We start from the raw sequence: 19,599 nt of genomic DNA, 5'->3' as shown, positions 1-19,599 counted from the left end.
ATGAATACTTCTTTCAATCTTGATCTTTTGCGGGCCTTTGTGGCTGTTGTCGACAGCCGCAGTTTTACGGCTGCGGCCTTGCAATTGCACTCGACACAATCGACTGTGAGCCAGAAGATCATACGGCTGGAGGAGGCCGCCGGACAGGCGCTTCTGGAACGCGCCCGGCATGATGTGCGACCGACGGATGCGGGTGAAAAGCTGCTGGGTTATGCGCGCCGCATCCTGCATCTACATGACGAGGCCGCAGCCGCGATGACCGGGACGGCGCTCGCCGCCGTGTTTCGCCTCGGGCTGCCGGAAGATTTCGCCTCACGGCTGGTTACGCCTGCGCTGGCACGTTTCATGCGTACGCATCCCAATACAAAACTCGAGGTGACGAGCGGTCTCAGCCGTGACTTGCAGAAAGGTTTCGAGACCGGTGAGTTCGACCTTGTCATGGTGAAACAGAAGCGCGGCGAAACCGTGGGGACCATGCACTGGCCGGAACCGCTTTCATGGCTTGATAGCGCCGATTTTCCCGTTTCCCATGTCGACCCGCTGCCGCTCGTGGTGTTTCCGCCCAACGGGCTTTATCGCAGCGACATGATGGAAGCCCTCGACCGGGCAGGCAGGCGCTGGCACGTGGTTTTCACTAGCTCCAGTCTGGCGAGTATTCAAAGTGCGGTTGCCGAGGGGCTGGGCGTCAGCCTGCTGCCGACGCGTGTCGCGCTTCCCGGTCATCGGGTTGTGCCTGCGACTGCGGGATTGCCGTTCGTCGAACCGATGGAAATCGTCATCCGGCACATGGACAATGGGCCTGATCAAATCCGCCAGCTTGCCGAAATGCTGGCGGAAATCGTCAGCGAGTGAGGGCTCTTCCGACAGGCCACCGATAGAGGCTCTCCTGAGGCAAACTCCCGGCGCGACAGTTTGTGTCGTTTTAAGCATTATTTGCCAAATTTTCGGTCTTTCATTCTCCGTTTGATTTCTGAAAAGCACATCCGTTTTCAGATTGACTGATTTTGTATCCAGGATATTGTGTCCAGAAAAGTTGGGAGGCTTTTCTATTGGCGGCTTTTGAATGGCGCAGTCAGACCCGTTTGCTGGACGAAGTGGCAGAGGCACTTCGCGAGCGAATCTATGCTGGTGACTATGCGCCGGGCGCGATACTTCGGCAGGAACATATAGCAGCAGAGTTCGGCATCAGCCGGACGCCCTTGCGTGAAGCCTTGCGCGTTCTGGAGCGGGATGGGCTGGTCATTCACCTACCGGGCAGGGGGGTTCGTGTCGCTTCCGCCGATCTCACCCGCCTGATCGATGCCTATGCGGTGCGTGAAGTGCTGGACGGCGTGGCAGCGCGTTTTGCCGCCGAGCGGGCGAGCGATGCGGATATCGCCAGATTGCGCACCCATGTTGCAGGCCAGTCGGCTGTGGTCGATCCGTGGGATGCGAAAGCCTATACCCAGTCCAATGTCGATTTCCACATGGCGGTGATGAATACGGCGGGAAACGCTTCGCTGATTGCCTTTGTGCCGCTTTTGCGCATGACGTCACAGGTTTTTGCGCCTTCGTTCTCGTTGTCCGTGGACAGGGCGTGCGATGCAATCCGCGAACATGGTGCCATTGTTGAAGCCATCGCTTCGCGCGACGGGGAAGAGGCCGAACGGCTGGCGCGCGCGCATATTCGCGCCACAACCGCGAGACTTGAGGCGGAAATGCCTCTTCGGGAGAATGAAAATGAAGCATGAGAACAAGACGGGAGGAGCAGGCTTGCTCCGTTATGGCAATTTTATCGCGGGCGAATGGCAGGATGCCGTTGGCGGCGAGCATATCACGCTCCGAAATCCTTCCGACGGCAGCGATCTTGCGCTGATTGCGCGCGGCACCAAGGCCGATATCGATCAGGCCGTAGCGGCAGCCCGTAGCGCACTTTCCGGCGATTGGGGCAAGCTGACGGCGACCGAGCGCGGTCGCGTGCTGCACCGCATTTCGGAAGAAGTGTTGAAGAACATCGACCTTCTAACCGATCTGGAATCGAAAGATGTCGGCAAGCCGGTCACACAGGCCCGCGCCGATGTGGTGGCGCTGGCGCGCTATCTCGAATTCTATGGCGCTTCCGCCGACAAGGTCCATGGCGATACGCTGCCCTATCAGAACGGCTTTACGGTCCTGTCGATCTATGAACCGCATGGTGTCACGGGCCATATCATTCCGTGGAACTACCCGATGCAGATTCTGGGCCGGAGCCTTGGCGCAGCGCTTGCCATGGGCAATGCAGCCGTGATCAAACCTGCTGAGGAAGCCTGCCTGACCATTTTGGAATTTGCAAAAATTGCCGAAAAGGCCGGTCTGCCGAAGGGTGCGCTCAATGTCGTGACCGGGCTTGGTGCAGAAGCGGGAGCGGCGCTCTCCGAACATCCAGACGTCAATCACATCTCGTTTACGGGTTCGGTGCGCACGGGCGAGGCTGTGCAGGCCGCAGCAGCCAAGAACACCGTTCCGGTGACGCTGGAGCTTGGCGGAAAATCGCCGCAGATCGTTTTCGCCGATGCCGATCTCGACCGCGCTTTGCCGTTTCTGGTCAATGCGGGAATTCAGAATGCCGGTCAGACCTGTTCGGCGTCATCACGTATTCTGGTCGAGCGCAGCATTTATGAAGATGTTGTGGCGCGTATGAGTGAGCGCTATCGCGCATTGAAGGTTGGTCCGGCCAGTGCCGATCTGTCGGTCGGCCCAGTGGTGTCGCAGCGCCAGAAGGCGATTGTTGACGGCTATCTGGATCTTGCGAAAGAGAGCGGTCTGGCAATTGCTGCGCAAGGCGTTTTGGCGGAAGAAGCGCCGGAAGGCGGGGCCTATGTGTTGCCGACGCTGATCCGCGACGTACCTGCCGATCATCGTCTGGCGCAGGAAGAAATCTTCGGTCCGGTACAGGTCATCCTGCCTTTCGATACCGAAGAAGAAGCTATCGCGATTGCCAATGGCACGTCCTATGGCCTCGTCTGCGGCATCTGGACCAATGATGGCGGACGGCAGTTCCGCCTGGCGCATGCCATCCATTCCGGTCAGGTATTCATCAATAATTACGGCGCTGGCGGCGGTATCGAACTGCCATTCGGCGGCGTGAAGAAATCCGGCCATGGCCGCGAAAAGGGTTTTGAGGCGCTCTACGGGTTTGCCTTGCTGAAGACGATTTCCGTGTATCACGGTTAAGGAGAATAGCAGTGTCGCTTGAAGGTAAGGTCGCGCTCATCACGGGAGCAGGTTCGGGGTTTGGCGAAGGCATGGCAAAGCGTTTCGCTGATGGCGGCGCGAAGGTGGTCATCGTTGACCGCGACAAGGCAGGCGCTGAGCGCGTCGCAGGCGAAATCGGCGATGCGGCGCTGGCCGTGGCTGCCGATATTTCCAAGGAAGCCGATGTCGATGCAGCGGTGGAAGCCGCTTTGTCGAAATTCGGCAAGGTCGATATTCTGATCAACAATGCTGGTATCGGCCACAAGCCGCAAAATGCCGAACTGGTGGAGCCGGAAGAATTCGACCGCATTCTCGGCGTCAATGTGCGTGGTGTCTATCTGATGACGCGCAAGCTAATTCCGCATTTCAAGGGTAATGGCGAAGGCGTTATTCTGAACGTCGCTTCGACCGGTGCTGGTCGCCCGCGTCCGAATCTCGCCTGGTACAATGCCACCAAGGGCTGGGTTGTTTCCGTGACCAAGGCGCTCGCCATTGAGCTGGCGCCTGCGAAAATCCGCGTCGTGGCGCTGAACCCTGTTGCAGGTGAAACGCCGCTTCTCACCACATTCATGGGCGAGGACACCGAGGAAATCCGCAAGAAGTTCCGCGATTCCATCCCGATGGGCCGCCTGTTGAAACCCGACGATCTGGCTGAAGCTGCGGCTTTCCTTTGCTCGCCTGCTGCCTCTATGATTACCGGGGTTGCGCTCGACGTGGATGGCGGGCGCTCGATTTAAAAAAGAGGCAAGGGGAGCCAAAGAGGAACAATGGGTAATTTACTGAAAGCCGGGCTTATAACGACTGCGATGCTGGCATTGATCAACGGTGCTTTTGCGAAAGATACGCTGGTCGTCGGCGAAGTGCTGGAGCCGCCGGGCCTTGATCCGACGGCCAATGCCGCCGCCGGTATCCGGCAGGTTACCTATGCCAATCTTTATGAAGGTCTTGTGCGTATCGTCGAGGACGGCACGGTGAAGCCGCTTCTGGCTGAAAGCTGGACCGTCTCCGACGACAAGAAGACCTATACGTTCAAGCTGCGTCAGGGCGTGAAGTTTCATGACGGCACGCCGTTCGACTGCTCGGTCGTGAAGTTCTCCTATGAACGCGCAGTGGCTCCGGATTCCACCAATGCGCAAAAGGGGCTGTTTGAGCCGATTGCGAGCACGGAATGTCCTGATCCCGCAACCGCCGTTGTGACGCTGAAGCGTCCGACCTCGAACTTCCTGTTCAACATGGGCTGGGGTGACGCGGTGATGGTCGCGCCGAATTCGGCCGGCGAGAACAAGACCAAGCCGGTCGGCACGGGCCCGTTCAAGTTCAAGCGCTGGGTGCAGGGCGATCGTGTGGAGCTTGAGCGTAACCCGGATTATTGGGGCGAGCCTGCAAAGCTTTCCGCCGTCACGTTCCGCTTCGTCAGCGATCCGTCCGCTGCTGCTGCTGCTATCCTCGCCGGTGACATCGACGTGTTCCCGATGTTCCAGGCGCCGGAGCTGATCAGCCGCTTCAAGAGTGACGACAAGTTGCAGGTCGAGGTGGGTGATACCGCGGGCAAGGTTCTGCTGTCGCTCAACAATGCCAAGGCGCCTTTCGATAATCTGAAAGTGCGTCAGGCTTTGGCCCATGCCATCGACAGCAAGGCGCTGATCGAAGGTGTTTATTCCGGTTTCGGTACGCCCATCGGCTCGCATTATGCGCCGGTTGATCCGGGCTATGTCGATCTGTCGGAAACCTATCCGTATGATCCGGCCAAGGCGAAGCAACTGCTGGAAGAAGCTGGCGTTCCGGCAGGCACGTCGATCACCATCACGCTGCCGCCACCGGCCTATGCGCGTCGCGGCGGCGAAATCATTGCAGCGATGCTGGCGGAAGTCGGCATTCAGGCCAATCTCGTACCGATCGAGTTTGCGCAGTGGCTGGATCAGGTGTTCAAGCGCTCGGATTTCGACGCGACGATCATCGCTCATACCGAAGCGCGCGATCTCGATATCTATGCCCGCGACAAATACTACTTCAACTATAACAACCCGGAATATAAGGCGCTTTACAAGGCCTATGCCGAGGCTGGAAGCGACGAGGAACAGCTCGAACTCGTGAAGAAGCTGCAGGAAAAGCTTGCCGCCGATGAGCCGAACATCTTCCTCTATGCACTGCCGAAAATCGGTGTGTGGAACAAGAACGTCAAGGGTCTGTGGAAGAACATGCCGATCCCGGCCGACGATCTGACACAAGCCTATTGGGCTGAATAACTAGCTTGCCCCGTCGCATGTTCGGCGGGACAATTTTACGCGAATAGCCGCGCACCCCATAAAGATAAGGGGAGGGCGTGCGGCGAGTTGGAATGTGGAAAGCGGATATCCGTCTTTTCAAGGAGGTCGCTTTGCTGGCTTACATATCCGGGCGGTTGGTCTCGCTCTTGCTGACGACGCTTGCGGCTTCCGTCATCGTCTTTCTACTGATGCAGGTGCTGCCGGGCGATCCGGCGGCGGTGATCCTCGGCATCAATGCACAGCCAGAAACGCTGGCAGCGCTTCACAAACAGCTCGGCCTCGACCAGCCGCTCTGGTGGCGCTATCTCGAATGGATTGGCGGCTTTCTGAAAGGCGATTTCGGCACGAGCTATACCTATTCTGTGCCGATCAGCGAACTGCTCGGACCGCGCATCATGGTCACGCTGCCGCTGGCGCTTTTGTCCATGGTTCTGTCGGTCGCGGTCGCCATTCCGGTCGGCGTCTATGCGGCGTCCAAGCGCGGCAAGACCGGCGACGTGCTCTCCATGGGGGTGGCGCAGGTCGGCGTTGCCATCCCGAATTTCTGGCTTGGCCTGCTTTTGATCCTGCTGTTCGCCTTGCAGCTCGGCTGGTTTCCAGCTTCGGGCTTTGCGGGTTGGGAAGGCGGTTTTTGGAACGGCATCCGTTCGCTGTTTCTGCCCGCACTGGCACTCGCGCTGCCGCTTGCCGCCATTCTGGCTCGGGTGACCAGATCCGCGGTCATCGAAACGCTGGGTGAAGATTTCGTTCGCACCGCGCGGGCAAAGGGCCTGACGCGCAAGGCGGCACTCTGGCGTCATGCGGTGCCCAATGCGCTGATCCCGGTCGTTACCATCATCGGACTGCAATTCTCCTTTCTGCTGGCGGGAACCATCATCATCGAAAACGTCTTCAATCTGCCCGGCCTTGGAAGGCTGGTGTTTCAGGCCATTGCCCAGCGCGATCTCATCACTGTGCAGTCGCTGGTGACGTTGCTTGCGGCTTCCGTGATCGCGGTCAATTTCATCGTCGATCTTGTCTATGGCTTCATCGATCCGCGCCTTTCGACGGGAGGCAGCCGATGAGCGAAACGCAAATCCTGCCGAAGCCCGGCTTTTTCCGAACGGTGCTTTTGAGCCGCAGTCTGACCATTGGCTCGATCATTACGGTAATCCTCGTCGGGATGGCGCTGGTCTCCTTTTTCTGGACGCCCTATTCGCCAACGGCCATGAATTTCCGCGACAAGTTGCAGGGGCCAAACCTCAATCATCTGTTCGGGACGGATAATTTCGGCCGCGATGTGTTTTCCATGATCATGGTCGGCGCGCGCAATTCCATCGCCGTGTCGATCATCGCCGTGCTGGTTGGGGCCGGGATCGGCATTCCGCTTGGCGCTTTCGCGGCTGCACGCGGCGGCATGGTGGACGGTTTCGTCATGCGCATGACCGATCTGGCTTTTGCGTTTCCAGCACTTCTTACGGCCGTTATCATAACCGCGATTTTCGGGCCCGGCGCCGTCAACGCGATGATCGCCATCGGCATTTTCAATATCCCGGTCTTTGCGCGTGTGACGCGTGGCGCATCGCTAGGGCTTTGGAAGCGGGAGTATGTGCAGGCGGCCCGTTGTGCTGGGCGTGGCGATGTGTCGATCACGCTTCTGCATGTGCTGCCCAACATCAACCATGTGCTGATCGTGCAGGCGACGATCCAGTTTGCGCTCGCCATCGTTGCCGAGGCGGGCCTTTCCTATGTCGGGCTTGGCACCCAACCGCCCATGCCGAGCTGGGGCAAGATGCTCAACGACGCACAGACCTTTATTTACGACGCTCCATGGCTCGCCATTTTCCCCGGCCTCGCCATTACGCTGGCCGTGCTCGGCCTCAACATGCTGGGCGATGGATTGCGCGATGTGCTCGACCCGCGCGTGCGGAGGCAGAGATGACAACACCCCTTCTTGAAATGGACAATATGTCCGTTGAGCTGCCCTTTGGCGTTCGTTCGGCAGATATTGTCTCCGGCATCACGCTGACGCTGAACCGTGGCGAGCGCCTCGGTATCGTGGGTGAATCCGGCAGCGGCAAGTCGATCACTGCACTTGCCGCCATGGGACTGCTGCCTGATCGAATGCGCGTGCGCGGCACATTGCGCTTCGACGGTGAGGATCTGGCGAGCAAGCCGGAAGCGGAACTGTGCAGGATGCGCGGACGGCGCATGGCGATGATCTTCCAGGAACCAATGACGGCGCTCAATCCGGTCAAGACTATCGGTGCGCAGATTGCCGAAGGTCGTCGTCTGCATTTGGGCGAAAGCCGTGCCGATGCCGAACGCAAGGCGCGCGATTTGCTGGATCGCGTGGGACTGCCTGCACCGCGTTTCAATCTCGATCTCTACCCGCACCAGCTTTCCGGCGGTCAACGCCAGCGCGTGATGATCGCCATGGCGATAGCGTGCGAGCCGGACCTGCTGATTGCAGATGAGCCGACAACGGCGCTCGATGTCACCGTGCAAGCGCAGATTCTCGATCTCATGGATGAGTTGATCGACGAAACCGGCACAGCTCTGATGCTCATCACCCACGATCTCGGCGTGGTTTCGGAAATGACTGATCGCATCGCGGTCATGTATGCCGGCCGCATCGTCGAGACTGGCCGCACTGAAGCCGTCTTCCACCGCATGGCGCATCCATATGCCCGTGGCTTGTTTGCAGCCTCGCCCCATGGTGCGGCACTGGTGCGCAGCCACGGCACGGGGCGTCAACGCCTTGCCGCCATTCCCGGCGTGGTGCCGGACCCGCTGGCACGTCCGCCCTATTGCACCTTCGCCGACCGCTGCGCCTTCGTGCAGGACGATTGCCGACAGGCGATACCGGGTCTCGATTTCATCGCCGAGAATGACGGCATCGTGCATCGCGCCGCCTGCTTGCATCCGCGCGAAGGTGAGGTGGTGTTATGAGCAATATGATTTTGCAGGTGCGCAATGTGGTACGCGAATATCAGCTCCCGCGCGCGTCTTTCTTCTCCAGGTCGGAATCACTGCGCGTTCTGCATGGTGTGAATGTCGAGATTGAAGCAGGCCAAAGTCTTGGCATTGTCGGCGAAAGCGGTTCCGGCAAATCCACGCTGGCCCGCGCCGTGATGGGGCTGGAGCGCCCTCAATCGGGGCAGATTCTCATCAACGGGCAGGATATCTATGCACTGGATCGCTCGGGTCTGCGCGAGGCACGCAAGGGTTTTCAGGCGATCTTTCAGGACCCTTACGGTTCGCTCGATCCGCGCCATACGGTCAAGCGGATCATTTCCGAGCCGATTGTGTCGCTGGAAAGCGGCACCAGCTCCAAAGACCGTGACGACCGCGTGGCGGAAGTGCTGGAAGCGGTTGGCCTGCCAAGAGCATCGGCGGAAAAATATCCGCACGAGTTTTCCGGCGGGCAGCGCCAGCGCGTTGCCATTGCGCGCGCTCTGATCACCAAACCGGCGCTCATCGTTGCTGACGAGCCGGTTTCTGCGCTCGACGTTTCCATTCAGGCACAGGTTTTGAACCTGATGATGGATTTGCAGGAAAAGTTCGGCCTGTCCTATCTCTTCATCAGCCACGACCTCGGCGTCGTGCGCGCCATCACCGACCGCGTTGCGGTGATCTATCGCGGCAATATTGTCGAGCAGGGGCCAACGAATGAGGTCTTTGACAATCCGCAGCATGATTATACGCGGGCGCTGGTCGATGCCGTGCCAAAGCCATTTTCCGGTCGCCGCAAGCGAGTGCGACGTCCAAGTTCCACACTGAAATTACCTGAGTGATTTGAGGAAATATCCAATGTCGAATCTAGCCGATTTGTCAGCCGTTGAACTCGTGTCCGCCTATAAGGCGAAGTCGCTTTCGCCGGTCGAGGTCACGGAAGCCGTCATCACCCGCATCGAAGCCTATGAGCCGAAGCTGAATGCGCTTTGGGCTTATGATCCAGATGCGGCACGGGCGGCAGCCGAGGCTTCGGAAGCACGCTGGGCGAAGGGTGAGCCCGCCGGGCCTATTGATGGTGTGCCGCTGACGATCAAGGAAAATATCGCGACCGAAGGTACGGCGGTTCCGCTTGGCTGCGCGGCGCTGCCGCTGAAGCCTGCCGCCGCTGATGCACCGCCAGCGGCGCGCACCCGCGAGGCTGGCGGCGTGCTGCTCGCCAAGACGACCATGCCCGATCTCGGCATGTTGTCGTCGGGCCTGTCGAGCTTTCATAAGCTTGCGCGCAACCCGTGGGACTTGAACACCAATCCGGGCGGTTCGAGCGCGGGCGCTGGCAGCGCCGGTGCTGCCGGTTACGGCCCGTTGCACATTGGCACCGATATTGGCGGCTCCATCCGTCTACCTGCTGGCTGGTGCGGTCTCGTCGGTCTGAAGCCGTCCTTCGGGCGCATTCCGATTGATCCGCCATTCCTTGGTCGCGTTGCCGGGCCGATGACCCGCACGGTTGCCGATAGCGCGCTTTATATGTCGGTTCTGTCGAGACCGGATCGCCGCGACGGCATGAGCCTGCCCCCGCAGGATATCGACTGGATGAACCTCGACATCGACGTCAAGGGCCTGAAGATCGGTCTATGGCTTGATGCCGGTTTCGGCGAGCCGATAGGGGATGAAACCCGCGCTGCCGTAGAAGCCGCAGCCAAGCTTTTTGCTGATGCAGGCGCGATTATCGAGCCGGTGGCGCTGTTCGTGAACCGTACCATGATCGATGGTCTGGATCGCTTCTGGCGTGCGCGTTCATGGTCGGACATCAAGAAGATGACGCCGGAAAACCGTGCGAAGATTCTGCCTTATATCTATCAATGGACCGAGACGGCGGAAGGGCTTTCCGGCGAGGAAGTCTACCTCGGCTTTGCCCAGATGGACGCCATGCGCAACGCCGCGCTCGCAGCATCCAAGAGCTTCGACTTTATCCTTTCACCGACCGCTCCGATGCCGACTTATCCGGCAGAGTGGGCATCTCCGGTCAATGATCCGCAGCGCCCTTTCGAACATATCGCCTTCACCGTTGCGATGAATATGTCGGAACAGCCTGCGATCTCGATCAATTGCGGTTATACGTCGACGGGACTGCCAATTGGCTTGCAGATTTTCGGCCAGCGTTTCGACGATCTGGGCGTTTTGCGTCTCGCCAAAGCTTATGAAGATATGCGGCCAGCGCAACGCCCATGGCCCGTTATTGCTTGATAAAAAGGCGGCATGAATGCCGCCTTTTTATTTATTGGGCCTAAGCGGCGCGCGTTCCTTGTAGCGATCCACGGCGGTAAGCTTCTGGATCAGCGGATCGGCATCGCGCCAGCCGTAAATCTCGGTGCGCAGATAATCGAGCTCGGCGTCGAGTTCATCCTCGCCAATCTCCGTCCACCACGATTTCGGGCGTCCGTCACTGCCATCCGACCAGCGATAGCGGCGTTCTTTCAGCTTGTCCTTCATGTCGAAGGGGCTGTTTTCGGCATAGATGCGCAGTCGCGATTTCTGGCTGGCTTTCAGCAGCTCGGCAAAAGGTGTCGTCTCGCCCGACTGTTCCATCAGCACGGCGAGCAGTGCCTGACAATCATCCTCGGCACGGTGCCCGTTATGAAAATAACCGCTCTGGCCGATCAGATAGCCAAGCTTGGTGCCTTCGAAACCGCGTGCCGTCCAGTCGATTTCCTTGACCGAGCAAGCCCACGGCTTGTCGGCGAAAGCGATTGAGAAACGTTCGAGAAACGGACGGTCAAAACCGGCATTATGCGCGATGATGATGTCGGCTTCGGTGATGAGTGCGTCCAGCTTCTCACGCGGGATCGTTTGGCCCTTTACCATCTCGTCGGTGATGCCGGTGATGCGGGTAATGTCAGCCGGGATTGGCTTCGACGGCTGCTGCAGCGCGCCGAAAGTGGCACAGACATCGCCGATGGAGCCGTCATCCGCGTAGCGGAAGGCAACGGCGCCGATTTCGATGATTTCTTCCTGCGCGGGATTGAGGCCGGTTGTTTCCGTATCGACGACGATGCCCAGTCGCGGAAAGGCCACCTTGTCGGCATCCGGTACTGTCGGTGGCGGATCGAGCCGCTGCAGGATGCGGTAACGTCCGCTGTCCTTCAGTCGCTTCACCATTTCCGCTTCATCGATGCCGGTCGTCTTGCCGGGCTTGGCGCGGGCAGGGCGCAGCTCTGCCCGTTGCTCCCTTTCCGCGGGGGAAGGAGCAAAAAGGTCGAACTGATGGCGCATGGAACTTCTCCGCATGGGGGAACGGGTTTGACAAAGAATGCCATTTTGCGGTGCTGCAACCAAGGCCGCAATCGTATAAGTAACAGGTAATCATCCTGTCGAGCGGTAGCAAGGCAGGCTTTTGCGTCGGAAAAGGGCAAGAGGAGGGGACTTCGTGGCAGATTATGATTATTGCGTCATTGGCGGCGGTATTGTCGGGCTTGCGACTGCAAAAGCCATGCAGGAGGCAGAGCCGGGCGCAAGGATCATCCTGCTGGAGAAGGAAAACGATTTTGCGCGCCACCAGACGGGACACAATAGCGGCGTCATCCATGCTGGCATCTATTACCAGCCGGGTTCATTGAAGGCGCAATTGTGCCGGGCCGGCGCCGAAGCCACGAAAGCCTTTTGCAGGCAATATTCCATTCCTTTCGAGGCATGCGGCAAGCTTCTGGTGGCAACCTCTCCGCAGGAGGTCGAACGCATGGAGGCGCTCGCCAGGCGCGCAATCCAGAACGACATCGCGTTCCAGCATCTGGACCAGCAGGCGCTGCGCAAGGTCGAACCCGCTGTAGCCGGGCTGGAGGCGCTCCTCGTTCCGGCAACCGGTATTGTGGATTACGCAAAGGTATCGCGGGCCATGGCAGCCGAGATCATCGAGCGTGGTGGTATCGTGCGGCTCAATTCGCCGGTTACGGCAATCCGGGAGGATGGCAAGGGTGTCATGGTAATGGCGAATGGTGAGACCATTCGCGCGTCCAGACTGGTCGCCTGTGCCGGATTGCAGTCGGACCGCATCGCGCGGCTTGCCGGACTGGACATCAGCCATCGCATCGTGCCGTTTCGTGGCGAGTACTATACCTTGCCGCAATCGAAGGCGAAGATCGTCAAGCATTTGATCTACCCGATCCCCGATCCCGACCTGCCATTTCTCGGCATTCACCTGACGCGGACGATTGACGGCGGCGTGACCGTCGGACCGAATGCGGTTCTGGGTTTCTCCCGCGAAGGGTACGGCAAAGGCAGTTTCCGTGCAGGTGATGTCGCGGATATGTCGACATTTCCGGGCTTCTGGAAGATGGCGATGAAGAACTGGCGCTCGGCTTTATCCGAATTCAGCAATTCCGCGTCTCGCACACGCTATCTGAAGGAATGCCGGAAATATTGCCCGACACTGGAGCTTTCCGATCTTGGTGCACCGGGAGCGGGAATACGTGCGCAAGCTGTTCTTGATGACGGCACATTGGTGCATGATTTCCTCTTCAAGGAAACGGAGAGAATGCTTCATGTGTGCAACGCGCCATCACCGGCTGCGACGTCTTCCATTCCTATCGGTCGCATGATTGCCGAAAAGCTTCTGGGGATAAATTTTAAGGTCAAATCTGCGTGAGAAAAGATTCTGGCCGAAGGATGTTGTTTTCAATTTATTTTTAGCAATCGCTTATTCTCTATATTGCTACTTTAGGATTTAATGCTCATCAATATTGCAAGCTAACAACTTGACTTTGATGCTGGTTTGTAATTGCACATCAGGTTCAATTTGAAATAACGTTTTTGCATTCTCATTTTCAACCGATTTAGGGCCTGTTCGTGAAGTTTGTGCCGCCGCTGGTAGTATTGCTGTTTGCTGCGACGATGTTGGGCATCTGGATGCTCGACACGAAGCGCAGGCATCTTTTGCTTTTCGGCCTGAGCTTTGCCAGCTTTGCTTTCGGGCTTCTGGTTCCGATATCGCTGATCTCGAACAGCCTGACCCTGACTTCGCCGATTGCCACAACTTTCCATTTTATGGGCGGCTGGCTGCTTTGCGAAGGTGTGATGATACGCATGGGCAAGCATTATTCCCGCCCTGCATCGGGCCTGATCGGCCTCGCTCTTCTGGGAGCGATGATCTACTTCATTGCGAATGATACAAGCTATGCGCGGATTGCGCCTGCGGTCCAGTTGACTCTGGGCAGTCTGGTTGCCGTTCTTTGCATTCAGGCGCGTGATCTCGCACACCGAAGCTGGATCGAGCGCGTGCTGTTTGGCGCATTGCTGCTGTTGACGGTGCATTTCTATGTGCAGGCTGGAATGGCACTGGGGCTCTCCCCCGAAATTGCACGACCTTCCGAGCTGATACATTCGCGCTATTGGCAAGGCATCATGATATTTGGTGCGTTTGCCGGTGTCTTTGCCGGGCTTGTTCTTCTGGTCGTGACGACTTCCGATGTGGTGAAGGAGTTGCAGGCGGAACGCGACTCCGATCCGCTGACCGGTGTTTTCAATCGTCGCGGCCTTGAGCGTCACGCGCATCTGCGCCTGGCCGAGGCCCAGCGCGGTGATTATGGGGTCATCATCGCCGATATAGACCACTTCAAGTCGATCAATGATGAGTTGGGCCATGCGACCGGTGATCAGGTTCTGGTAGAGTTCGCCCGTATCCTGCAAACGTCGGCAGCAAACACGACGATTGTCGGGCGCATTGGTGGTGAGGAGTTTGTTCTTCTGGTTCATGGCGATGCAGAGACATGCGAGCGGCTGGGCAACACGCTCTGCGGACGCGTCGCCCGCCATAGTTTTTCCGTGCTGCCTGCAGGGCGCCAACTGACATGCAGTTTCGGTATCGCCATGGTGCGCGGTGGTGAGACACTATGGGAAACGGCGGCCCGTGCCGATCTTGCCCTCATGCGTGTAAAGCATCGCGGACGCAATCGCGTGGCCGTGGAGGGATTGGAATTCCCGAGCGCCACGCAGGGCACCTATCTCCTGACCGCCTGAATTGTTTTCCGAGGCCCGCTGAACCGGATTTCTTCATCCCGTAAAGGATTTGGTTACCATAATTGGCGATGCTGGAGGCGACCTTCCAGTCACGGTCTTGTCATGTCTTGTTCGTCTTTTTGCCGAACTGACATGCAAGGCGGTGTCGCGAAAGTTGAATTCCATTCGGGTTTTGTATCATGGCGTGTGTAACAGAAGTGTATGACTACGCGGCACCGCGCAGCAACGGCATCAGGCTTCCATTCGGTTTCAAGGGGTTTGCGCGCGTTGCGGTCTTCGCAGCGACGGGCCTCGTGGCTGGAAGCTGGATGATGACCGCGCTCAGTACGCTGGAAACGGTCGTGCCGGCCTTTGCGCCTGTCGCTCCAATCATGCGCCGGGTTTCGTTGACAACGCCGCAGGCACTTGCAGTTGTTGATCACAAGATCGCGCCATCACAGAAGATCAGGCAAAGTTTCATCAAGGCCTATACTGCCGATACGGCCTATTCCAATCTCGACTGGCGCCGCACCAAAGGCGTGGGCGATGAGCTGATCATTGCCGATATTGGGCCTGACTCCGTGATCGAGGACAAACCCGTCGATACGGCATCTCTTGTCGAATTGCGCGCTGACCGCGTCCGGCGTGAAGAGCCTGTTGTGGCGAGCGTGGGGCAAGAGCAACCGGCTGCGACTGCCGGTGCGAACGTGGTGGCCTATGCGCCGATGTCGACCGCAGCGGAAGCTGCGTCGGCTTTCAGCAAGATAGCGCCTCTTTCGCAAGCAGAAGAGGCGGATGCCGTTGAAATGCAGGCGAACCTTCCCGCCGGCATTGCTGTTCCTGTTCCGCAACTTGCTCCGGACCAGAAGACCGATATGGCCGCAGAAGACGAGGCCGCCCGCGACGCGTTCCTGCCCGATGATGTACCGTTACCAGGCGCCAAGCCTTCGCTGCGTCGCTCCCGCATGCGCGAAAAGACCGAGCTTGCCTATGCGCCGGAAAGCGGTGCAACCGAGGAGCCACGCCCCGGCCTGTTCAGCCCGCTTCTCAATCAGGCTTCGCGCAGCAAAGTCGCTATCTATGACATTTCAGCAGCTACTGTTTATCTGCCGGGCGGAGAACGCCTGGAAGCACATTCGGGTCTCGGCCCGATGCGTGATAACCCGCGCTATGTGAACCAGAAGAACCGCGGACCCACGCCGCCGCATACCTATGATCTGCGCATGCGCGAGGCGCTGTTCCATGGTGTCGAGGCGATCCGCCTTACGCCCGTTGACGGCAATAACCGCTATAACCGCGATGGTCTGCTGGCGCATACTTTCATGCTGGGGCGCCGTGGTGATTCCAACGGTTGTGTAGTGTTCAAGGACTACGCCCGCTTCCTGCGTGCCTTCAAGCGCGGTGAGTTCAACAAGATGGTTGTCGTGACGCGAATGCAATCTTCCAAGCCAGCACGGATCGCATCTCTTTTCTGATAAATCGCCTTTGATTGGATGATCTTTCGAATGATGGTGCATCACAAAGAAATGTGATCCCCAATTTCTTGCAGGGCACACCAGAATTGGTAGAGATCTTTCATCGAAACTGATCGGAGATTTCTATGAAGCTTTATTACAAGGTGGGTGCTTGTTCGCTCGCACCCCATATCATTCTGAGCGAAGCAGGCCTGCCTTATGAACTGGAAGCCGTGGACCTCAAGGCCAAGACGACGGCAGATGGTGCCGACTATTTTGCGATCAATCCGCGTGGAGCAGTTCCCGCGCTGGAAGTGGAGCCCGGCAACGTCATCACGCAGAACGCGGCAATCCTCCAATATATCGGTGACCATTCCGATGTTGCGGCGTTCAAGCCTGCCTATGGCACGATTGAACGCGCACGCCTGCAGGAAGCGCTCGGCTTCTGCTCCGACTTGCATTCGGCCTTTAGCGGTCTGTTCGCGCCTAACCTGAGCGAGGAAGCAAAAGCTGGCGTTATCGCCAATATCAATCGTCGCCTGGGCCAGTTCGAAGCCATGCTGTCGGATAAGAATGCTTACTGGCTTGGCGATGATTTCACGCAGCCTGATGCCTATGCGTCTGTCATCATTGGCTGGGGTGTCGGCCTCAAGCTTGATCTCAGTGCTTATCCCAAGGCTCTGAAATTACGCGAGCGTGTGCTGGCCCGCCCAAACGTGCAGAAGGCATTCAAGGAAGAAGGCCTGAACTAAAAAATAAAGGCCGGAGGCCCAAACCTCCGGCTTTTATTACCTTGGCTACAGACGCAGCAATTGCCGACTGCGTTCATAGGTGCATCTCTTGTCAATTCTTGGGAAGATCAAATGGCGGAGAGAGCGGGATTCGAACCCGCGATACGGTTCCCCGTATACACACTTTCCAGGCGTGCGCCTTCAACCACTCGGCCACCTCTCCGTCCGCCTTGCTGTCGGGAAACCGTGTATCACGGTGAAAACTGACTGCAAACGTGGCACCGCTTTTCGAAACAGGCGCTGGTTAATCGCCAACTAGCGGGTGCGGCGCGAATATAGCCAGAAAATGCATATGTTCAACAGCTATTTGCAAGTTTTTGTGCCTAAATCACCGAGCCTGTGCAAAGAACGGTATATGAGGCGTAACCATATGTAATTATTTGGCTTTATTTTAATCGTGCAATTGTGTTGCTGCGTGGCTTTGAGTCTGACGGGCTCTGTGTGCTATGCTTTAGCAACATCAAAAAGACAAATCCTCGGATGACCAGGCTGAAAACCGGTGCCGAGATCAGGGTAGGAATTCCGGGGCAGAGAATCGTGATCCGATTTGTATTGCGTAGTTTTGCGGTTGTTTTTCTGGCTTTGGCTGTGATTTTCGCGGTCCTTGACGGTGCGCGTTCCGTCGGAGCATCACAGTTCACGGCAAAACCGCTTTTGTCCATGTGGTCGCGCAATGCGCCCGAGACATTGGCCGATGCAGAAACCTTCGTGACGCACTATATAGGGGCAGGAGCCTGGAATGCCGTCTGCATTCCGCTGCTTGAGCAACCGGGCTGGCTTCTTTTCGGCGTTCTCGCCCTTTTATTCTATGCAATCGGTCATCGTCGGGAGCGCCCTCTGGGACGCTTCACCGCTCGATAATCAGGAGGTGGAGACCATGAGTTTCTTGGACAGCTATCGCAAGAAGACGCAGATGCCTTCGTCGGATGAGGCATTGCCCGGACGTGCGCAACCGATCCCGACAGCCGCCACGCACTTCGTCAACGGTCGCCCGCTGAAAGGCTCCTGGCCGGAAGGCTACAAGCAGGTTCTGTTTGGAATGGGCTGTTTCTGGGGTGCCGAGCGTCTGTTCTGGCAGGTGCCGGGTGTTTACGTCACCGCTGTTGGCTATGCGGGCGGCTCGACGCCCAATCCAACCTATGAGGAAACCTGCACCGGACTGACTGGTCATGCCGAAGTTGTGCTTGTGGTCTACGATCCCAACGTCGTGAGCCTTGACGAGTTGCTGACCCTGTTCTGGGAGGAGCACGATCCAACCCAGGGCATGCGGCAGGGCAACGATATAGGCACGACCTATCGTTCGGTCATCTATACGTTCGACAAAGCTGATCGTGACGTGGCAGAAAAGAGCCGTGAAGCCTATTCGCAGGCGCTTGCTGCCCGTGATCTCGGTCCGATCACCACGGAAATCGAGGATGCGCCGGAACTCTATTATGCCGAGGACTATCATCAGCAATATCTGGCGAAGAACCCGAATGGCTATTGTGGATTGCGCGGCACCGGCGTGAGCTGCCCGATCCCGCTGGCACGATAGGCGGGCTGTAATCAACAGATCGCGCGGTCCTTACCGCGCGATCTGCTTTTTCAGGATCAACATCCCGGCATAGTCGCCTTCCAGATGCTCGAAATCGCTCCAACCTATTTGCCGGTATAGGTCCGGCTTGTTCGTATAGAGATAGATTTTTCTATAGCCGAGTTCCTGCGCGGCGTCCTCGATGGCGCCGACAAGACCTTTGGCAATGCCTTTGCCGCGATAGTCGGGTGCGACGAACACGCTCGCCACCCATGGCTTCAGATGCGGATGGGTTTCCAGATCGCTGTGGATCAGAAGGGCAAGGCCGGCGGGCTGCCCGTTCCAGAGCGCGACCCGTGCCGCCTGCCCATCGTTTTCGTGGGAAATTTCGCTGAAAGCCTTGGCTGTCTGCTCAAGGGATAAACCGGAAAATTCGCCCCATTCCGCATGGTTCCATGCGGCACAGATGGGCACAAGATCGGGACACTCGGCGAGGGAGACGATCTGGAGCATGGCTTTACCAGTGCGGTGGCTTGGTGACCGGCACCTCCGGCGCGGTCTGTTCTTCCAGTTCCAGAAATCGGTCGGTCAATGCGCCGAGTTTCTTGGAAAGCTGATCTATGGTTTTCCATTGTTCGGCCAGAACGGATGATAACTCATCGATTGTCTTTTCCTGTTCGGCTACGCGAATTTCGAGCTCGGTCAGGCGCTGATCCGGTGTCATGGCTGGCTTCCATTGGTCTTTGGGCATCGGTGGTCAGCGGGGTTTAGCCGCTTTCGGTCCATATCGGAAGTACGGTATCACATCATTGCGTCAGCACGAGCACGCCGTTTGAAACTTCATAGTGACGCAGACGCTTCAGAAAGCTCATGCCGAGAAGCGTGTCGGACAGGGCGTCGTTACGCAGTACCATGGCTTCCACATTTTCCAACCGGACTCGTCCGATTTCGATGCTGGGCAGGATGGCGGATGCAGCAATGGTTTCGCCATTGGCGGTCGAGACGCGATATTTGAAATCGGCAGGTTTGAGCGACAGGCCGACGCGCCTTGCGGCGCTGGCGTTGATCGCAACGACACTTGCCCCCGTATCCACCATGGCGCGAAGGGATTGACCGGCAACCTTTATGTCCGTGATGAAATGACCGCGACTGTCCGGCGCGATCTGCGTGCGGCGTCCGCTGTACGCAGTGGGGTTTTCTGAAGGAGCAGTCGAAGCTGTAGCGGATGTGTTTGAAGCGACTTTCGGCTGCTGGCCGAATTTCTCAAACAGAAGCGGGAAGGCTATTGCCAGTCCCGCAAATACCAGAAGGATCGTAAAAACCCGCGCCATGCTGCCCCCGTTTCCAAGGACAATAGCAGGCGCGGGGCGCTCTGCGTTGTTTATTTTAGCGCGCATCTGGCCCGAAAACCGCTTCACACTTTTCGGGATGCGCGC

20 protein-coding genes and 1 tRNA gene are annotated in these 19,599 nt (G+C 57.9%); 16 read left to right on the top strand and 5 right to left on the bottom strand.

The window, feature by feature from the left end; translation table 11 throughout:
- From ACYSN1_RS15885 to ACYSN1_RS15840, 10 genes are all read left to right on the top strand, one after another.
- Complete coding sequence (locus ACYSN1_RS15885; protein WP_461726564.1) at window positions 1-852, top strand: LysR family transcriptional regulator; 852 nt, start codon at window positions 1-3, stop codon at window positions 850-852.
- A 197-nt stretch (window positions 853-1,049) separates the two neighbouring features.
- Entirely contained in the window at window positions 1,050-1,730 is a 681-nt protein-coding gene (locus ACYSN1_RS15880; RefSeq protein ID WP_461726563.1) for a GntR family transcriptional regulator, read from the top strand.
- Window positions 1,720-3,192 (top strand): aldehyde dehydrogenase family protein, encoded by a 1,473-nt coding sequence (locus tag ACYSN1_RS15875; RefSeq protein ID WP_461726562.1) that lies wholly within the window; start codon window positions 1,720-1,722, stop codon window positions 3,190-3,192. The genes ACYSN1_RS15880 and ACYSN1_RS15875 overlap by 11 nt, the downstream gene beginning before the upstream one ends.
- 11 nt (window positions 3,193-3,203) lie before the next feature.
- The gene (locus ACYSN1_RS15870) at window positions 3,204-3,950 is read left to right on the top strand and encodes an SDR family oxidoreductase (RefSeq protein WP_109988634.1); all 747 of its coding nucleotides are present in this window, start codon (window positions 3,204-3,206) and stop codon (window positions 3,948-3,950) included.
- Between the two features lie 30 nt (window positions 3,951-3,980).
- Window positions 3,981-5,459: an ABC transporter substrate-binding protein gene (locus tag ACYSN1_RS15865; protein WP_461726561.1), complete on the top strand. Its 1,479-nt coding sequence runs from the start codon at window positions 3,981-3,983 to the stop codon at window positions 5,457-5,459.
- 131 nt (window positions 5,460-5,590) lie between these two features.
- Window positions 5,591-6,544 carry an ABC transporter permease gene (locus tag ACYSN1_RS15860; RefSeq protein ID WP_461726580.1) on the top strand — a complete coding sequence of 318 codons (954 nt, stop codon included), beginning with the start codon at window positions 5,591-5,593 and terminating at the stop codon, window positions 6,542-6,544.
- Window positions 6,541-7,401, top strand: a complete 861-nt coding sequence (locus ACYSN1_RS15855) for an ABC transporter permease (protein ID WP_461726560.1) — start codon at window positions 6,541-6,543, stop codon at window positions 7,399-7,401. The genes ACYSN1_RS15860 and ACYSN1_RS15855 overlap by 4 nt, the downstream gene beginning before the upstream one ends.
- Entirely contained in the window at window positions 7,398-8,411 is a 1,014-nt protein-coding gene (locus tag ACYSN1_RS15850) for an ABC transporter ATP-binding protein (RefSeq protein ID WP_461726559.1), read from the top strand. The genes ACYSN1_RS15855 and ACYSN1_RS15850 overlap by 4 nt, the downstream gene beginning before the upstream one ends.
- On the top strand, window positions 8,408-9,256 hold the full coding sequence (locus ACYSN1_RS15845) for an ATP-binding cassette domain-containing protein (protein WP_461726558.1): 849 nt from the start codon (window positions 8,408-8,410) through the stop codon (window positions 9,254-9,256). Before ACYSN1_RS15850 ends, ACYSN1_RS15845 begins: the two co-directional genes overlap by 4 nt.
- A gap of 16 nt (window positions 9,257-9,272) precedes the next feature.
- Window positions 9,273-10,661: an amidase gene (locus tag ACYSN1_RS15840; protein ID WP_461726557.1), complete on the top strand. Its 1,389-nt coding sequence runs from the start codon at window positions 9,273-9,275 to the stop codon at window positions 10,659-10,661.
- A gap of 27 nt (window positions 10,662-10,688) precedes the next feature.
- Here the strand turns inward: ACYSN1_RS15840 and ACYSN1_RS15835 are convergent, their stop codons facing one another.
- Window positions 10,689-11,687: a 3'-5' exonuclease gene (locus tag ACYSN1_RS15835; protein WP_461726556.1), complete on the bottom strand. Its 999-nt coding sequence runs from the start codon at window positions 11,685-11,687 to the stop codon at window positions 10,689-10,691.
- A 154-nt stretch (window positions 11,688-11,841) separates the two neighbouring features.
- On the opposite strand from ACYSN1_RS15835, the gene lhgO reads away from it, so the two are divergent.
- The 4 genes from lhgO (at window position 11,842) to gst (ending at window position 16,611) form a co-directional block, all read left to right on the top strand.
- The gene (gene lhgO / locus ACYSN1_RS15830; RefSeq protein WP_461726555.1) at window positions 11,842-13,056 is read left to right on the top strand and encodes an L-2-hydroxyglutarate oxidase; all 1,215 of its coding nucleotides are present in this window, start codon (window positions 11,842-11,844) and stop codon (window positions 13,054-13,056) included.
- A 200-nt stretch (window positions 13,057-13,256) separates the two neighbouring features.
- The gene (locus ACYSN1_RS15825; protein ID WP_461726554.1) at window positions 13,257-14,426 is read left to right on the top strand and encodes a GGDEF domain-containing protein; all 1,170 of its coding nucleotides are present in this window, start codon (window positions 13,257-13,259) and stop codon (window positions 14,424-14,426) included.
- A 179-nt stretch (window positions 14,427-14,605) separates the two neighbouring features.
- Entirely contained in the window at window positions 14,606-15,880 is a 1,275-nt protein-coding gene (locus tag ACYSN1_RS15820; protein WP_461726553.1) for a DUF2778 domain-containing protein, read from the top strand.
- Between the two features lie 125 nt (window positions 15,881-16,005).
- Window positions 16,006-16,611 (top strand): glutathione transferase, encoded by a 606-nt coding sequence (gene gst / locus ACYSN1_RS15815; protein ID WP_461726552.1) that lies wholly within the window; start codon window positions 16,006-16,008, stop codon window positions 16,609-16,611.
- A 112-nt stretch (window positions 16,612-16,723) separates the two neighbouring features.
- On the opposite strand, the gene ACYSN1_RS15810 is transcribed toward gst, so the two are convergent.
- A tRNA-Ser gene (locus ACYSN1_RS15810) sits at window positions 16,724-16,813 on the bottom strand.
- A gap of 374 nt (window positions 16,814-17,187) precedes the next feature.
- On the opposite strand from ACYSN1_RS15810, the gene ACYSN1_RS15805 reads away from it, so the two are divergent.
- Together ACYSN1_RS15805 and msrA are read left to right on the top strand one after the other, a co-directional pair.
- The gene (locus ACYSN1_RS15805; RefSeq protein ID WP_461726551.1) at window positions 17,188-17,511 is read left to right on the top strand and encodes a hypothetical protein; all 324 of its coding nucleotides are present in this window, start codon (window positions 17,188-17,190) and stop codon (window positions 17,509-17,511) included.
- A 16-nt stretch (window positions 17,512-17,527) separates the two neighbouring features.
- Entirely contained in the window at window positions 17,528-18,184 is a 657-nt protein-coding gene (msrA, locus tag ACYSN1_RS15800; RefSeq protein WP_461726550.1) for a peptide-methionine (S)-S-oxide reductase MsrA, read from the top strand.
- A 30-nt stretch (window positions 18,185-18,214) separates the two neighbouring features.
- Here msrA and ACYSN1_RS15795 read toward each other — a convergent pair whose 3' ends face one another.
- From ACYSN1_RS15795 to ACYSN1_RS15785, 3 genes are all read right to left on the bottom strand, one after another.
- The gene (locus tag ACYSN1_RS15795) at window positions 18,215-18,676 is read right to left on the bottom strand and encodes a GNAT family N-acetyltransferase (RefSeq protein ID WP_461726549.1); all 462 of its coding nucleotides are present in this window, start codon (window positions 18,674-18,676) and stop codon (window positions 18,215-18,217) included.
- A 4-nt stretch (window positions 18,677-18,680) separates the two neighbouring features.
- Complete coding sequence (locus ACYSN1_RS15790) at window positions 18,681-18,887, bottom strand: SlyX family protein (protein WP_121981663.1); 207 nt, start codon at window positions 18,885-18,887, stop codon at window positions 18,681-18,683.
- A gap of 82 nt (window positions 18,888-18,969) precedes the next feature.
- Window positions 18,970-19,494: a retropepsin-like aspartic protease family protein gene (locus ACYSN1_RS15785; protein ID WP_461726548.1), complete on the bottom strand. Its 525-nt coding sequence runs from the start codon at window positions 19,492-19,494 to the stop codon at window positions 18,970-18,972.
- Between the last annotated feature and the right edge of the window lie 105 nt (window positions 19,495-19,599).

The sequence above is a fragment of the Brucella sp. LJL56 genome, assembly GCF_054871705.1.
This window is presented reverse-complemented; position numbering and strand designations above follow the sequence as displayed.

Excerpts from the sequence above, each read along its gene's own strand:
- ACYSN1_RS15835 (WP_461726556.1), bottom strand. The coding sequence starts at position 11,687 with ATGCGCCATCAGTTCGACCTTTTTGCTCCTTCCCCCGCGGAAAGGGAG.
- msrA (WP_461726550.1), top strand. The coding sequence starts at position 17,528 with ATGAGTTTCTTGGACAGCTATCGCAAGAAGACGCAGATGCCTTCGTCG.
- ACYSN1_RS15845 (WP_461726558.1), top strand. The coding sequence starts at position 8,408 with ATGAGCAATATGATTTTGCAGGTGCGCAATGTGGTACGCGAATATCAG.
- ACYSN1_RS15875 (WP_461726562.1), top strand. The coding sequence starts at position 1,720 with ATGAAGCATGAGAACAAGACGGGAGGAGCAGGCTTGCTCCGTTATGGC.
- ACYSN1_RS15850 (WP_461726559.1), top strand. The coding sequence starts at position 7,398 with ATGACAACACCCCTTCTTGAAATGGACAATATGTCCGTTGAGCTGCCC.
- ACYSN1_RS15790 (WP_121981663.1), bottom strand. The coding sequence starts at position 18,887 with ATGACACCGGATCAGCGCCTGACCGAGCTCGAAATTCGCGTAGCCGAA.
- ACYSN1_RS15855 (WP_461726560.1), top strand. The coding sequence starts at position 6,541 with ATGAGCGAAACGCAAATCCTGCCGAAGCCCGGCTTTTTCCGAACGGTG.
- ACYSN1_RS15840 (WP_461726557.1), top strand. The coding sequence starts at position 9,273 with ATGTCGAATCTAGCCGATTTGTCAGCCGTTGAACTCGTGTCCGCCTAT.
- ACYSN1_RS15820 (WP_461726553.1), top strand. The coding sequence starts at position 14,606 with ATGGCGTGTGTAACAGAAGTGTATGACTACGCGGCACCGCGCAGCAAC.
- ACYSN1_RS15865 (WP_461726561.1), top strand. The coding sequence starts at position 3,981 with ATGGGTAATTTACTGAAAGCCGGGCTTATAACGACTGCGATGCTGGCA.
- ACYSN1_RS15795 (WP_461726549.1), bottom strand. The coding sequence starts at position 18,676 with ATGCTCCAGATCGTCTCCCTCGCCGAGTGTCCCGATCTTGTGCCCATC.
- gst (WP_461726552.1), top strand. The coding sequence starts at position 16,006 with ATGAAGCTTTATTACAAGGTGGGTGCTTGTTCGCTCGCACCCCATATC.
- ACYSN1_RS15885 (WP_461726564.1), top strand. The coding sequence starts at position 1 with ATGAATACTTCTTTCAATCTTGATCTTTTGCGGGCCTTTGTGGCTGTT.
- ACYSN1_RS15785 (WP_461726548.1), bottom strand. The coding sequence starts at position 19,494 with ATGGCGCGGGTTTTTACGATCCTTCTGGTATTTGCGGGACTGGCAATA.